This window comes from Halobacterium sp. MBLA0001, assembly GCF_049705385.1.
Classification (GTDB): domain Archaea; phylum Halobacteriota; class Halobacteria; order Halobacteriales; family Halobacteriaceae; genus Halobacterium; species Halobacterium salinarum.
The window spans coordinates 113314-126566 of record NZ_JBNAMQ010000008.1 but is presented as its reverse complement, the minus strand read 5'-3'; the positions used below and the strand labels follow the sequence as shown (position 1 = coordinate 126566).

16 protein-coding genes are annotated in these 13253 nt (G+C 66.9%); 5 read left to right on the top strand and 11 right to left on the bottom strand.

The window, feature by feature from the left end:
• Positions 1–30: 30 nt before the first annotated feature.
• Together ACOZ32_RS13020 and ACOZ32_RS13015 are read right to left on the bottom strand one after the other, a co-directional pair.
• Complete coding sequence (locus tag ACOZ32_RS13020) at positions 31–1422, bottom strand: sodium-dependent transporter (protein ID WP_012289631.1); 1392 nt, start codon at positions 1420–1422, stop codon at positions 31–33.
• A 73-nt stretch (positions 1423–1495) separates the two neighbouring features.
• Positions 1496–2581 (bottom strand): tubulin/FtsZ family protein, encoded by a 1086-nt coding sequence (locus ACOZ32_RS13015; protein ID WP_010904119.1) that lies wholly within the window; start codon positions 2579–2581, stop codon positions 1496–1498.
• A 121-nt stretch (positions 2582–2702) separates the two neighbouring features.
• Here ACOZ32_RS13015 and ACOZ32_RS13010 point away from each other — a divergent pair, with 121 nt between their 5' ends.
• The gene (locus tag ACOZ32_RS13010) at positions 2703–3722 is read left to right on the top strand and encodes an amidohydrolase family protein (RefSeq protein ID WP_012289630.1); all 1020 of its coding nucleotides are present in this window, start codon (positions 2703–2705) and stop codon (positions 3720–3722) included.
• A 14-nt stretch (positions 3723–3736) separates the two neighbouring features.
• On the opposite strand, the gene ACOZ32_RS13005 is transcribed toward ACOZ32_RS13010, so the two are convergent.
• A complete protein-coding gene (locus ACOZ32_RS13005; RefSeq protein ID WP_012289629.1) occupies positions 3737–4483 on the bottom strand; it encodes a lipoate--protein ligase family protein in 747 nt (248 codons plus the stop codon).
• Positions 4480–4749: a hypothetical protein gene (locus ACOZ32_RS13000; RefSeq protein ID WP_010904116.1), complete on the bottom strand. Its 270-nt coding sequence runs from the start codon at positions 4747–4749 to the stop codon at positions 4480–4482. The genes ACOZ32_RS13005 and ACOZ32_RS13000 overlap by 4 nt, the downstream gene beginning before the upstream one ends.
• 112 nt (positions 4750–4861) lie before the next feature.
• Between ACOZ32_RS13000 and ACOZ32_RS12995 the strand changes: the two genes are divergently transcribed.
• On the top strand, positions 4862–5167 hold the full coding sequence (locus ACOZ32_RS12995; RefSeq protein ID WP_010904115.1) for a putative quinol monooxygenase: 306 nt from the start codon (positions 4862–4864) through the stop codon (positions 5165–5167).
• 34 nt (positions 5168–5201) lie between these two features.
• Here the strand turns inward: ACOZ32_RS12995 and ACOZ32_RS12990 are convergent, their stop codons facing one another.
• From ACOZ32_RS12990 to gvpA, 7 genes are all read right to left on the bottom strand, one after another.
• Positions 5202–5516 (bottom strand): SHOCT domain-containing protein, encoded by a 315-nt coding sequence (locus ACOZ32_RS12990; RefSeq protein WP_010904114.1) that lies wholly within the window; start codon positions 5514–5516, stop codon positions 5202–5204.
• Positions 5517–5629: 113 nt separating this feature from the next.
• The gene (locus tag ACOZ32_RS12985; protein WP_424335301.1) at positions 5630–6823 is read right to left on the bottom strand and encodes an inorganic phosphate transporter; all 1194 of its coding nucleotides are present in this window, start codon (positions 6821–6823) and stop codon (positions 5630–5632) included.
• A 91-nt stretch (positions 6824–6914) separates the two neighbouring features.
• Positions 6915–7613, bottom strand: coding sequence for a potassium channel family protein (locus tag ACOZ32_RS12980; protein WP_010904112.1), 699 nt, complete (start codon positions 7611–7613; stop codon positions 6915–6917).
• A gap of 90 nt (positions 7614–7703) precedes the next feature.
• Positions 7704–8039 (bottom strand): gas vesicle protein GvpO, encoded by a 336-nt coding sequence (gene gvpO, locus ACOZ32_RS12975; RefSeq protein WP_010904111.1) that lies wholly within the window; start codon positions 8037–8039, stop codon positions 7704–7706.
• A 22-nt stretch (positions 8040–8061) separates the two neighbouring features.
• The gene (gvpN, locus tag ACOZ32_RS12970; protein ID WP_010904110.1) at positions 8062–9096 is read right to left on the bottom strand and encodes a gas vesicle protein GvpN; all 1035 of its coding nucleotides are present in this window, start codon (positions 9094–9096) and stop codon (positions 8062–8064) included.
• Positions 9093–9950, bottom strand: a complete 858-nt coding sequence (gene gvpC / locus ACOZ32_RS12965; protein ID WP_012289628.1) for a gas vesicle protein GvpC — start codon at positions 9948–9950, stop codon at positions 9093–9095. The genes gvpN and gvpC overlap by 4 nt, the downstream gene beginning before the upstream one ends.
• A gap of 84 nt (positions 9951–10034) precedes the next feature.
• The gene (gvpA, locus tag ACOZ32_RS12960) at positions 10035–10274 is read right to left on the bottom strand and encodes a gas vesicle protein GvpA (protein ID WP_010904108.1); all 240 of its coding nucleotides are present in this window, start codon (positions 10272–10274) and stop codon (positions 10035–10037) included.
• Between the two features lie 268 nt (positions 10275–10542).
• Between gvpA and gvpD the strand changes: the two genes are divergently transcribed.
• The 3 genes from gvpD to gvpF are packed head-to-tail and all read left to right on the top strand — an operon-like array spanning position 10543 to position 13253.
• Positions 10543–12021, top strand: a complete 1479-nt coding sequence (gene gvpD, locus ACOZ32_RS12955; protein ID WP_010904107.1) for a gas vesicle protein GvpD — start codon at positions 10543–10545, stop codon at positions 12019–12021.
• A gap of 4 nt (positions 12022–12025) precedes the next feature.
• The gene (gene gvpE, locus ACOZ32_RS12950; RefSeq protein ID WP_010904106.1) at positions 12026–12607 is read left to right on the top strand and encodes a gas vesicle transcriptional activator GvpE; all 582 of its coding nucleotides are present in this window, start codon (positions 12026–12028) and stop codon (positions 12605–12607) included.
• Entirely contained in the window at positions 12600–13253 is a 654-nt protein-coding gene (gene gvpF, locus ACOZ32_RS12945; RefSeq protein WP_010904105.1) for a gas vesicle protein GvpF, read from the top strand. The genes gvpE and gvpF overlap by 8 nt, the downstream gene beginning before the upstream one ends.

Below are 13253 nucleotides of genomic sequence, written 5' to 3'. Positions count from 1 at the left end.
TGCTACTCGCCGGCGACGAGACAGTCTCCGTCACGCTGTTCGCGTGACGGCAGTGCGGCACGCGACCGCCACGCCAACGGCGATCGCCGCACGCGTGGTGTTCGTCAGCGAGACGCCGGTAATGGACGCCACTGTCGTCGTCAACGAAAACACGACGACCACCGGAAGCACCCAGCCAACCGCCACCACCCACGGGGTCGCCAGCCCGCTGAGGCGGCCGGCACCGGCCCGGAACTCAGCTGCTGCCTCCTCGCGCAGCACCCAACCGACGATCCCGAGGAACGCAAGCAAGCCTAGGGTCAGCATGACATCAACGACGGGGCCGGAGACGAACCGGAACGCCGGCCCGGCGAGCGCCAGCCCGCTGCCGGTGGCCGCGAGCAGCAGTGTCACTGCCGCCGTCGCGACCCGCCGGGAGGCGTTGTAGTTGTCGACAAGCGTCGCCACGGGGGTTTCGAGGAGGTTGATGCCGCTGGTCACGGCCGCCAACAGCACGGTGAAAAAGAAGACCGTGGCGACAACGTTGCCACCCGGGAGTGCACCGAACGCGGTTGCGAGGGCAACGAACAGTGCGCCGGGGCCGCCCTGTCCCGGGGTGATGCCCTGGGAGATCAACAACGGGAGGACGACCAGCCCGGCGAGCACGCCGATCGCCGTGTTGGAGATCGCGATCACGACCGTATCTCGTGGCAGCGAGGCGTCGTCGTCGAGGTAGGAGGCGTACGTGAGCATCGCGCCAGCGCCCAGTGAGAGCGTGAACAGTGCCTGCCCCGCGGCGGGACCAAGCACCGAAAAGAAATTCGCAGCGAGGTAGTCGGGGTCGAAGCCGAGGTAGAACGCGTAGCCGGCGGCGGTGTTGGGTTGGGTGGCCGTCCAGACAGCCAGCCCGCCGAGCAACACGACGACCGCGGGGAGCATGACTTTCGAGACGCGTTCGATCCCCTGGCTCACGCCGAAGAAGACGATCAAAGCGATGATCCCGAGGAACAGCAGATGGAATCCGACTGCAGGGAGGCCGTGGCTCGCGTGGCTGAAGTACTGTTGTGGCTGTGCGAAGTACGCGCCCGTCGGTGAGAGCAGTGTGTACCGGAGGATCCAGCCGCCGACAACCGAGTAGAACGACAGCATCACCACGGTGGTGATGACGTTGAACGTCCCCACTGCGGTCCCCCATCGGGAACCGATCAGCGAGCGGAGCGCGCCGATGGGTGTTTGGCGGCCACGCCGCCCGAGCACGAACTCCGCGAGCAGTCCCGGGACCCCGATGCCAACCACGAGCAACAGGTACATCGCGAGGAACGCGCTCCCGCCGTTGTCGGCGGTCAGCCAGGGGAACCGCCAGATGTTCCCGAGGCCTGCCGCACTGCCGACGGCTGCAAGCACGAACCCGACGTTCGACACCCACGAATCACGATCAACCATCAGTGCACAACACTGGACACTGTAGGGTGAAGTTTGTGTCGTTTCGGACCGTCACGGCGGGTTCGACGGCGGTTCAATCGGTGGCCGCCTGGATCTCTTTGATGCGGGGTGCACCCCGAATCCCACCGAGCAGTACGAGGATCGTGAGCTCGTCCCCGCCGGGCATCGGGTTGTCACCGGTGCGAAGCTGTACGGACCCGATCTCGTCGGCCAGCCAACTCTGGCCGTCGGACACCGCCGTCTGGTGGAGCCACTCCGGCGGCCCGGACACCACGAGCAACCCGCTCCTGGCCGCGTCCCGCGGGCAGTCGAACGTCAACCGGCCGTTTGTCGCCTGCCGCAGGGTCGTCTCCACCGCCTTGATCGACTCCACCTCGTCGACGGTCGTCTCATCCATCCCAACCAGCTCTCGGGCGCGATCCAGCAGCGAGCCGTCGTCCCCGTCGGTCCCGAGCGGCTGGCGGGCGAACCCGATCGTCGCCAGCCCGCCCTCGTCGAGCGTCGAAATGACCTCACTGGCGTCGACCACGCGTTGCCCCACGGACTCCGCAGTCACGGCCTCCCCGGCGCTGAACAGCGCCCCGAGTCGCATCGCTAACTCCGCGTTTAGCCCGTCGGTCACGTCTTCCACGTCGTTTCTGTCGTCAACCCAGGCGTCGTTGTCGAACACGAGCTGTGCGTTCGCCGCGCTCTCGAAGGCCGCAATCGCGCGTGCCGGGTTCTCCGGCGGAACCTCCTCGTGGGTCGCCGGCAGCACCGACACCGCGTACACCGGCCGGTCGTAGATGCGCTGCAACGCGTCGGTGAGTTTCGGCGCGATCACTGACCCGGTCGCCCCGCCAACCCCTGCGATCACGATGATCGCGGCCGCATCCGAGGTGATCGCCGAGTCGACCGCCCGCCGCATCTCGACGTGATCGTCCTCGGCGAGCGCCTCGATGCGCTCCCGGGGACTGTCGGCATCACCCCCGAACCCGCTGTGCCCGAAGTGGTGGCGATCCTCCTCGGAGACGGCGTCGAGCGCAGCCAGCGCACCGCGGTCGGTCTCAAGCACCGACCCGCCGGCCAGGTACGACGCCTCTCGTGTGCTGTCATCTTCGTGGAGCGCATCGACGATGCGTCCGCCGGCACCGCCGACTCCAATGGCGACAACGCGCATACCACCGTATTCAGCCACGACACGTAAAAGCACTCAGGAACGTGCGTGCGCCACTCCCCCACAATCAGTCGGGACTCGCGCATTCGAAAACGCATATCGGTCCCCAGTGCCGAGTGCGGGTATGACTGAACTCGCAGGGACCGTTCTCGCCGGCGACGCCTTCGAGCCGACCCGGGGACGTGTCGTGATCGATGACGGCCGCATCGACGCCGTCGAGGAAGACACCCACGTCGATTCCGAAGACATCATTCTCCCCGCGTTCGTGAACGCCCACACCCATCTCGGCGACTCCATCGCGAAAGAAGCGGCCGTGGGGCTCTCCCTGGACGACGCCGTAGCGCCGCCGAACAGCCTGAAACATCGGCGTCTGGCGGCCGCCGACGACGACGACCTGGTGGCAGCGATGCGCCACACGCTCACGTTCATGCACCAGACCGGCACCGTTGCCTGCCTGGACTTCCGGGAGTCCGGCCGCCCCGGCACGGAGGCACTGCGCGCCGCCGCCGACACCGTCGACGTGACGCCGTTCATCTTCGGCAGCGGGGACCCGGACGTGCTCGACATCGCCGACGGCTACGGCGCGTCCGGTGCCAACGACAACGACTTCGCCGACGAACGCGCCGCCTGCACGCGTCGCGACGCCCCGTTCGCGATCCACGCCGGCGAACCCGACGCCACCGACATCCATCCGGCCCTGGACCTGGAGCCCGACCTCCTCGTGCACATGGTGCATGCCGAGGACACCCACCTCACGCGTGTCGCTGACCAGTCGGTCCCGATCGCGGTCTGTCCACGAGCAAACACGGTGCTCGATGTCGGCGACGCACCGATCCCCGCCCTCCTCGATCACACCACCGTTGCGCTCGGCACTGACAACGTGATGTTGAACCCGCCGTCGATGTTCCGGGAGATGGCCACCACCGCCAAGCGCTTCGACGTCTCCGCCACCGATGTCCTGCGAATGGCGACCACCGCCGGTGCCGAGATCGCCGGCCTCGACTGCGGCGTCATCGAACCCGGGCGGCGCGCCGCCCTCGTGGTGCTGGACGGCGATTCACACAACCTCCGCAACGCCGTCGATCCCGTGCAGGCGGTCGTGCGGCGCGCGACCGGCCTCGACGTCAAGCGCGTGCTCACGTAGCGATTCCGGGCACCCTACAGCTTCCGCGTCCACGCCGCCGTGTCGAACTGTTCGGCTGCGAGCGTGCGCGCCGCCTCCCGAGTCGCCGCCGACAGCGATCCCCGCCGCGTTTCGAACGTGTCCCCGATCGCCGCAACGAGTGCATCGACGATCGTGGCACGCGACGCGTCAGTGTGATCAGTCATCACTGCAACCCGCTTTTCGGCGGACGCCACGGCCTTATCCGAGAGTTTCTCTTCCCCGATCCGGAGCACGCGAAGCATCCGCTCGATGTCCAGATCGTAGCTCATCGTCGTGTGGTGCAACACCGCCCCGTCAGTCCGCAGCTGCGCCGCCCCGCCGAGCTTGCCGTCGGCGTGCACAATGTCGTTCAGCGGCTCGTAGCTGGCGTCGATGCCGACAGCCTGCAGGGCGTCGATGGCCCACTGGTCGAGGTACACGTAGCTGTCGGCAACGTCGTCGGGAACGTCCTCGGGCGGGAGGTACAGCGAGTACGTCAGCACCGCACCGGGTTCGACGTACATCGCCCCGCCACCGGTCGCGCGCCGCACCACGTCGATGTCGTGGCGCTCCACGTAGTCGGTGGCGACCTCGTCCTCGTAGGACTGGAACCGCCCGATCGGGACCGCGGGGGCGTCCCGGTACCACACCCGGAGTGTTGGCCCGATGTCGCCAGCCGCAACCTTGTCCGCAAGCACACGTTCGAGGGCCTGCTGGACCGGCTCGCTGTACGTGCCGTCGGTGATGACGCGAAGCGTCACGCGATCGCCTCCATGGTGGCGGCGGCCAGATCGCGCGCCTCGAACCCGATCAGACGGGCGTCCACGTCCGCGATCGCCTCCCGGAGCGTGGCGGCGTCGACGTCCACCGGGTGCCCTTCGATCGCGCGCTCCAGGTGTGGGCGCGCCTCCGGCGGTTCGAGGAAGAAATCGCCAGTCACGCGCACCGACGTGATGCGATCGTTGGCTGTCAGCGACACGCTAACGAGCTTGCCGTCCGGGACCTTGACTGTTCCGTGCTGCGCCATATCAGTCCGTGTGCGCGACCGGCCGTAAGTTCCCTGGGTGGTCTCGGACCCGGAACCGGCACGACACTATCCATCCATCACACGTTTCCCCGCGGCCCTCCTCGGTCACCCCATGATCGTCGTACACGCAACGTTCCGATTCGACCCCGACGCGCGCGACGACGCCCTCGAACTGATCGCGGACCTCGTCGAGCAGTCACAGACCGAGGACGGACTGATCGACTACCGCGCCGCGGTCGACGTTTCGGACCCCAACGTGGTTCGGTTCTTCGAGCAGTACGAGGACGCCGCCGCGTTCGACGCCCACTCGCAGACCGACCACTTCCAGGCGTTCGAACAGCAGCTTCCGGAGTTGCTCGCGGGCGAGCCGGAGATCCGCCGGTTCGATGTCGATTCCGTCACCGAGCCACCCCTGTAACCCGGCCGCCGCGCTCCTGCCGACTGGCCCCGTCTCACTGGTGTTTCGGGGGCGTCTCATCGCGCTCCCGTTCGAGAGTGCGCCGTCGAGCCGTGAACTCCTCGTCGTCAATGTCGCCGGCCGCGTAGCGCTCCCGCAGCACTGCCATGGCGGTGTCGCCGCCGGTCGCCCCATCATCGTCCATGGCACGGCGGACACGGACCACGAGATACCCCATCGCTACCACGAGTGCAGCCAGGACGACCAGCCACAGGACAGTCGAGATCAGCCCCCCGGCCATGCCGCCCCCCATCGGCCCGTGCGCACCATGGTGTGGCCCCATTTGTGCGAGCCCAGTGTGTCGAATCATTCGTTGGACACCTCCTCGTGTGTGTGTACGCCAGCCCCACAGTTAACCAAGGGGGCCGTTCTCGCACTCCGGGAACACAGCCGAACGCACATTCATACGCCGACTCCCGGTGCCTACTGTAATCCCGGTATCGCCGCCAGCAGCCGGTAGAGTCCGAAACTGAGCACCGCCCCGCCCACCATCGACCCGACCCACGCCGCCACCGTGTAGCCCGTCTTCGTGACCGACACGCCGCCAGTGTCGGCCGCTCCACCGACGAGCCCGGCCCCGATGATGCTTGAGATCATCACCTTATTGAACGAGATCGGGTAGCCGAACATGATCGCCGCCTGTGCGGTCAGAAACGCCGGGATGAACGCCGCGATCGACCGCTTCGGGCCAAGCGACGCGTACTCCCTGGCGACCGCCTGGATCAGTCGCGGCGACCGCACCCAGCCGCCAACCAGGATGCCAACGCCGCCGAGAACCAGCAGGTATATCGCCGGCAGATCCAGCGCGGACTCGAACACTGGCTCCAGGGGCCCCGTGGCAAGCCCCACCTGGGATCCGCCGCTGGTGAACAGGACGGCCAGCGCAAGCCCCACCAGCAGCCGGTGGATGCCGGTCGTCACGTCCCGCCGCAACTGCCAGTACATCGCGCCCGCGAGCACCACCGCAATAGCGCCGGCGACGCCCAGTGCGGTGGTGGGCACCACCCCCGCAGGGAGGTGGCGCGCGACGACGCCGGCGACCGTGGCCCGCGCGCCCTGTGGCGCGGGCAGCACCGACAGCCGAATCATCGCCAACGCATACCCGACACCGCCCGCGAGCACGGGCACTGTCACGTGGTCCGGAACACGGTCACCGATCAGCACCCGAGCGAGCGCGTACACGAGCACGCCCTCGACGATCGGGATCGCGAACCAGAACCCCAGAATGTTGAGATACGTGCCGACCGCGAACCCGCCCCCGAGTGCGACGCCCGCCCCGACCGCAGCGCCGGTGACGGTGAACGCCGACGGGATCGGGTATCCCCGTGAGTTCCCGATCGTGATGAGGGTGGCGGCGGTCAGCAGCGTCGCCGCGGCGGCCAGGGGTGTGATCGTGACACCGGTGACGAGTCCATGCCCGATGGTTTCGGAGATGCTGCCGCCCTGGGAGATCGCGCCCAGCCCGGCCACGATCCCGACCAGCAACGCCCCACGCAGCGTCGACAGCGCGTTCGCGCCCACCGCCGGCGCGATCGGTGCGGAGTTGCTGTTCGCGCCGACGGTGAACGCCATGAACATCGATGCAACGAGCGCCACGAGTGCGAGAAGCGAAGCCATGAATGAAATCCGTCTCCCCGTGCTGGGCTGTTCTCACGAGTCCGTCCGTATGGATGCGTCGATCGCGGACGCAACCACGCCCGCCATCCACTCAGAACCGCCCGCGGGCGCCGTCCTCGCGAACGTCAGTGCTGAACACAGCTGTCACGTCCGCCGTGGTGCCACGGCTCGAATACACCGTTACTTCGTCACCGGGGGTGATCGTCGTCTCCGAGCGCGCGATCTCCGCCTCCCCGTCGCCCGTCCGGACCGCGACAACCAGGACGTCGTCGGGCAACACCCCCGTCGACCGCGCATCCACGAGCATCGTGTCCGCGATCGGCGCGTCAGCGCCCACCGTGATCCGGAACACGGCCGCGTCACCAGCAACCGGCATGGACTCCGATACGGCGGGCTGTCTGGCAACCCGGTACAGTGATTCGGCGGCGAGATCGTGCAGCCCGGCAACCGTGTAGACGCCCAACTCCGCAAACAGGTGGCGGTGCGCCGGGCGCTGTAGCAGCGACACAACCGTGGGGATGTCGTGTTCGGCCCCGAGCAGACACACGAAGAGATTCGTCGGATCCCGCCCAGTGGTGGTGATCAGGGCGTCGGCGCGGTCGGCCCCTGCGTCCTGGATCGTCGACTCGTCCGTGGCGTCGGCGTGCAACACCGCACAGTCGTAGGCGTCGGCGATCTCGTTCGCGCGCCCCCCGTCCTGCTCGACGACGACGACCTCGTTCCCGGATCCAGTCGCAACGTCCACCAGCGGCGCTCCGACCGTCCCCGCTCCGACGATGATGACCTGCATCACTGTCGCGTTCACAACGCGGATAAATCCTCGCTTCGGTTGTTCACCCACTGACCGCCACGGCGTGGGGGTGCCGGCTCCCGCCCCGCCTCACAGCTCCTCTTTCATCTCGCCGCGCCGGTAGCGCTCACGCAGCTCGTACCCGGTGACGCGGCCGCCGTCGTCGAGCGTGATCTCGTATCGGCCGATGATGTCCTGGGTGTCGGGGACGGCGCTCCGCTCGACCACTTCGGCGAGGATTCGCCACCCGCCGTCGGCCCCCGACTCGGCGGTGATGATGCCGTCGAAGGGGTGTTCGAGCAGCTCGGCAACGGCCTCCCGAGCACGCGCCTGGGCGTCAGCGAGCCCGATCGGCGACGATCCCGCTGTGTCGCCGTCGGGGGTCTCATCCGTGCCGTCCGGTTGGTCGGCTACTGGATCGTCCATGCGTGTGCGTAGTCGGGTGCCATCACGAAAGCGTTACTCCGCGGTCAGCCAGCGTCTCCTCGATCACGTCCCGGAGCGCCTCGACGTCGCTTCGCTGGCTCACCTTCGACGCCAGCACGTCCGTACACACGTCCACGACGGTGTCGGCGTCCGGGTCGTCGGCCGCAGTCAGCCCTTCGGCCGCCATGATCGCGGCGCGGGTGCCGACGGTGATCTCCAGGCGCTCCCGGAGTTCGCGCATCATCCCCACGATGGCCGCGACCGGCACGTCGGCCGCCTCGACGTGCGCACGAACGATGGCGGTCTCGGTCTCGGCATCGTAGAAGTCCATGTGCAGCCCGACCAGCCGGTCGAGCAACGCGTCCTGTGGCTCGTGAACGCCGGCGTACTCGACGGAGTTCGAGGTCAGGATCGTTCGGAACGCCGGATGCACGTCGACGTACCGCGACGCCCCGCGTTTGCCGGGGAGCTCGAGGACGCCCTCCTCGAACACCGACAGCAACACGTTGTTGGCCACTGGTTTGGTGCGCGAGAACTCGTTGTACACGAGCGTCGCGCCCTCCTGGACGGCCAGCGTCAGCGGGTTGTCAACCCAGCGGTCACGGACGATGTCCTTGCGCTTGACGACGTTGTGGATGAACTGGTCGTGCTCCGAGATGCGCTCGGTCTCGGCGTACTCCCCGACCAGATCACTCGTCGTGAGGTCGGCGTCCCCGTTGACCCAGACCACCGGCCGGTCACGCGTCCGAGCGACGTGCATCGCCACTGCGGTCTTCCCGCAGCCAGTCGGTCCGATCAAGTGAACCGGTCGGTCGACGCTGAGCCACCGCCGCATGCGGTCGGTGACCCGCGCCACCGCGTCGGTCTCGATGAACGACTGCTCGTCGGGAATGAACGCGTCGCCGACGCGGTCGCCTGCCTGCTCGGAATCGGTGTCCCGCGCGTCCGCGAGCCGCTTGAGTTCCTTGTCCTCGCTGCCCCGTGACTGACGCTTATCGCTGCGCGAGGACCGGATTTTCGACCCTCTGACCTTGCGGTTCCGTGAGGTGTCGGTCATGCGTGATCATCCGGCCGGAGCGGAACGTCCTCGCCGTACTCGTCGCGGTAGCCGTCGATGGTCATCTCATGGGTCTGGAGGTGGGGCTCAGTGATCGCCTGGTAGTACTCCTCGCACACCCGACACTGCACCATGTCCTCGGGCGTGTCGTCCTCTTCGGGCTGTGCCCTGGTGACTGTGGCCTGGCCCGACAGCACGTCCGTCTGGGCAGTGGTGTCGTCGGCGTCCGTCTGGGCAGTGGCGTCGTCGGTGTGTCCGTAGAACGCACGTGCGTACGCAGCAAACGACGCCGCAGTGTCGTCGAAGTCAGCCCGCGTTGCCGCGATGTCAGCGGTCAGCGCGGGGACGGCACTCTCGTGCACGTCGTGCCGGTACGCCTCGAACCCCTCCTGTTTGGCGGTGAACGACGCCGCCGTCTCAGCGGCGTCCGCGTGCAACGCCCCGACGGCGGGGGCGAACTCGTCGGTGGTGTAGTCCTCGAAGTCGGTCGTGACGGCACGGAACTCCTCGCGCAGCGCTTCGATGTCGCGGTGCAGCGCCGAAACGTCGTGCATAGCGGCGGCGTCGGCAGCGAACGCGGTGGTGTAGGCGTCGAACGCCGCTGCCGTGGCTTCGAGGTCCGCCCGGAGCGCGGCGGTCTCGTCGTGGTGAGTGCTGACAGCAGTGGCGAACGACTCACAGTACGCGTCCACGGCCGCCCGCATGTCACGGATGTTCTCCCGGTGCCGGCTGTCCGTACGGATGCTGTTGACGTCCGCGGCGAACTCCTCGGCGTACGCGTCCATCGCCTCGCGGACGTCGGTGACTGCCGCCCGGGCTTCGATCATCGCCTCTCGGTGGTCTGTAACCGTCATTGTCTGGGTGGAATGGGGCTAAGAAAGCGGCGTGGTGTGGTTGTGTTCGATGCATCTCCCTGGTTGCTCACCGGAGTGCTCTCGCTACGCCTCGGGTGCCGGTTCGGGGGCCTCGGCACCCGCAGTGAGTTCTGCCTGTTCGATTTTCGCGATTTCCTCGGCGTAGTGGAGGAACGTGTCGACCGATGCGGCCACGACGCGGGCCTCGACGGTCAGGATCTCGATCCCGACAAGCGAGATGCGAGCCCACACGTCGACGACAACGCCTTTGTCCAGTACACGGTCGAGAACCTCCGCCAAGCTTGAGGAGTCTGGTTGCGCCATAGTGATCTGGGTGGTACCCACCCGCAACTACAGGGAGTGTCCGGAAAACCGCCGTTGTGAGTTCAACCCCCGTTTCGGCGCTCGTAATAGTTCGCTGATTTGTACAAAATCTTGAACAAGATAAAAATGCGTTCGGATTGTTTCAACACTTGTAATGGTAGTCGAACTGAATATTACGGGTCGAAACTCCAGGTAACAGAGCGTTGAGACAGTCACGCCGCGAGGTGACCACCGGCACCACACGACCGACGACCACACAGACCGACCAATGAGCGCACGCACGCCACTCCACGCACCCCCATCCCACGAGGGGATCGCACACTTCCCCCGCGAGATCCGGCGGTTTTTCACCGGCGAGCCGGGCCAGACGCTGCTGGTCAACGGTGCCCCAGGCACGGGCAAAACGCTGTTCACGATCCGCGGCCTCGACGTGCTGAGCCGAGAGGGAGACGTGCTCTACGTGTCCACGCGCGTTGATCAGGAGACCGTCTACGAGATGTACGTCGAAGGGCACGCCGCACTGGACAGAACAGCACTGCTCGACCTTTCACAGGACCCGTTCGGGTTGCCGATGGATGTCGACGTTCCCTTCGAGACGCTGAACCTGGAGTCGTTGCTCTCGTGGGTCGACGCCATCAGCGCCCCGGCCACCAAGCTCACACTCGCCTTCGACAGCTGGCGGCTGGTCTACGAGTATCTAGCCGCCCGCCACGACTCCCCACCCAGCATCGAAACCGTCACCAACCAACTCGTGGCGCTCGCCCGCGACGCCGGCGTGCGCCTCGTGTTGGTGTCCGAGACGGCCACCCAGTCGCCACTGGAGTACATCGTCGACGGCGTCGTGACACTCCACGTGACGGACAACGAGCGCGGCCGCACCAGACGCCAGCTGCGGTTAGAGAAGCTCCGTGGCGTCCGCATCGAGAACCGCCTACAGCCGTTCACGCTGGCCGACGGACAGTTCAAAGCCATCACACCGGTCGAGCTGTCGACCACGCAGTCGGTCCCCGACGAGGCGACCTGGGAGCCGTTGGCGAACCCGACGGCGCGATTCTCCACGGGGATCCGAGACCTCGATACCATCCTCTCGGGGGGGTTCAATCGCGGCGGGGTCGTCCACCTCGATCTGGGGGCCGACCTGTCCCGCGATGCCTGGAGCGTGCTGGTGTTGCCGGCGATCCGGAACTTCCTCGCAAACGAGATGGGGGTCGCCGTCGTCCCCCCCAAGGAGGGCAGCCCGGGGTTGCTGCACAACGACCTCAGCGCGGTCCTCTCCAAGGCGGTGTTCGACACGCACTGCCACGTCTTCGAGACGTACGCCGGCCCCACGCGAGACCACGACGACGCAGTGGATCCCGACCGACTGCCCGGCCACGACACCACGCCGACCGAACACGGGACGCTGTCCTACGACCCGTATATCGCCCGCGCCGAACGGATCCGAGAGCACAGTGACGGGCCGCTGCTACACGTCATTAGCATGGATACAGCCTACCACGCCTTCGAAACCCGCCTGGGCGACTTCGCGAACTACGTCGCCCTGCACAACGACGCAAGCGTTCTCATCACCAAGCCAGGGACCGCCCTCCGCACGCGAGCAGACCGCGTCGCGGACATGCACTTCCGACTGGAGTGTGCCGGCGACGCCATCGTGCTGTACGGCGAAACCCCGCTCACGCCGCTGCTCGGAATCGGCGTCGACCAGTCCGGCACGATCCCGGAAATCACGCTCACGGAGATGGTGTGACCGCATGGACGACCTCTTAGCGGAGCTCAAATCCGAGATGGATGCGGCCGGCGTCGACGCCGACGTGGAGTTCTCGCTGCCGACCCTGGAGCTCACGGCGGCGCTCGACGCCACCATCGACGACACGTCCCAGCTCTACACCGATGATCCGCCACACCATTACACGGACACGCCGCTGACCGGCGACGACCTCCCGCTGCTCGAGGCCTGGCTGGACGACGCCCAGCTCCACGGCGTCGGCGACGACATCATCGCCGAATACATCGACGAAGTGTTGCTGGTGTTGATCACCGTGCGTGGCGGTGCCTGTGGCAAGGAGTTGCTACAGGACGTGCGGCGGTTGTTCGGCGCGGATGTCAGCCCGGGCACGATGTACCCACACCTCAAGCAGCTCGCCGATGCCGGCCTCCTCGAAATGAGCGAACTCACCAAGCGGAAGGTGTACCGCGTCGCGGACGCCCAAGCCGCCATCGAGCACGTCGACAGCGTCGTCCTGCAGTTGCTCACGTTCGCTGTCGGATTACAGACCATCATGGCAGACTGCATCGTGAACCAATCAGCGGACCCACAGCCCCAGGATGAGTGAGTCACACCTCTACACGTACGGCATCATCGACGACAACGAATCGCTCGCCCTGAACGTCGACGGCGTCGCCGGCGCGACCCGCGCGTACACCGTCTCGTACAGATCGCTGTCGGCGGTCGTCTCCGACATCGAGACGACCGACCCCGAGCGAACCGACGCGGCCGTTGAAGCGCACAACACCGTCCTGCAGGCGGTGCTCGAACACGACGCCACGCGCGCTGTCGTCCCAATGAGCTTCGGAATGGCGTTCAAGAACGCGCGCACACTGAAAGGCGTGCTCCGGGGGGCACGCCGGGCACTCCGGAGCACGCTCACCGAGATCGCCGGCACAGTCGAGCTCGGCGTGAAGGTGCTTGCGCCCGGTGACGACACCGCCGTCGACACGGCCGCGGTTCGGTCAGACGTCACCGCCCGGCTGAGTGCGTTGAGCGTCGGGGAAACGGAAAACGACTGCTTCACGGACCGACTGATCATCAACAAGTCGTATCTGGTCGAGCACGACACCAGGGACGCCTTCGACGCCGCCATCGACGAGATCGACGCCGCCCACGACGACCTCACGGTTCGGTACACGGGCCCGTGGCCCCCGTACAACTTCGTGGACATCCATATCGGCGCTGAGCAGGCCCAACAGGGGGGTAGATAG

Excerpts from the sequence above, each read along its gene's own strand:
- gvpO (WP_010904111.1), bottom strand. The coding sequence starts at position 8,039 with ATGGACGATCCAGTAGCCGACCAACCGGACGGCACGGATGAGACCCCC.
- ACOZ32_RS13015 (WP_010904119.1), bottom strand. The coding sequence starts at position 2,581 with ATGCGCGTTGTCGCCATTGGAGTCGGCGGTGCCGGCGGACGCATCGTC.
- ACOZ32_RS12985 (WP_424335301.1), bottom strand. The coding sequence starts at position 6,823 with ATGGCTTCGCTTCTCGCACTCGTGGCGCTCGTTGCATCGATGTTCATG.
- ACOZ32_RS12980 (WP_010904112.1), bottom strand. The coding sequence starts at position 7,613 with ATGCAGGTCATCATCGTCGGAGCGGGGACGGTCGGAGCGCCGCTGGTG.
- ACOZ32_RS13010 (WP_012289630.1), top strand. The coding sequence starts at position 2,703 with ATGACTGAACTCGCAGGGACCGTTCTCGCCGGCGACGCCTTCGAGCCG.
- gvpE (WP_010904106.1), top strand. The coding sequence starts at position 12,026 with ATGGACGACCTCTTAGCGGAGCTCAAATCCGAGATGGATGCGGCCGGC.
- ACOZ32_RS13000 (WP_010904116.1), bottom strand. The coding sequence starts at position 4,749 with ATGGCGCAGCACGGAACAGTCAAGGTCCCGGACGGCAAGCTCGTTAGC.
- gvpF (WP_010904105.1), top strand. The coding sequence starts at position 12,600 with ATGAGTGAGTCACACCTCTACACGTACGGCATCATCGACGACAACGAA.
- ACOZ32_RS12995 (WP_010904115.1), top strand. The coding sequence starts at position 4,862 with ATGATCGTCGTACACGCAACGTTCCGATTCGACCCCGACGCGCGCGAC.
- ACOZ32_RS12990 (WP_010904114.1), bottom strand. The coding sequence starts at position 5,516 with ATGATTCGACACACTGGGCTCGCACAAATGGGGCCACACCATGGTGCG.
- gvpD (WP_010904107.1), top strand. The coding sequence starts at position 10,543 with ATGAGCGCACGCACGCCACTCCACGCACCCCCATCCCACGAGGGGATC.
- gvpA (WP_010904108.1), bottom strand. The coding sequence starts at position 10,274 with ATGGCGCAACCAGACTCCTCAAGCTTGGCGGAGGTTCTCGACCGTGTA.
- gvpN (WP_010904110.1), bottom strand. The coding sequence starts at position 9,096 with ATGACCGACACCTCACGGAACCGCAAGGTCAGAGGGTCGAAAATCCGG.
- ACOZ32_RS13020 (WP_012289631.1), bottom strand. The coding sequence starts at position 1,422 with ATGGTTGATCGTGATTCGTGGGTGTCGAACGTCGGGTTCGTGCTTGCA.
- gvpC (WP_012289628.1), bottom strand. The coding sequence starts at position 9,950 with ATGACGGTTACAGACCACCGAGAGGCGATGATCGAAGCCCGGGCGGCA.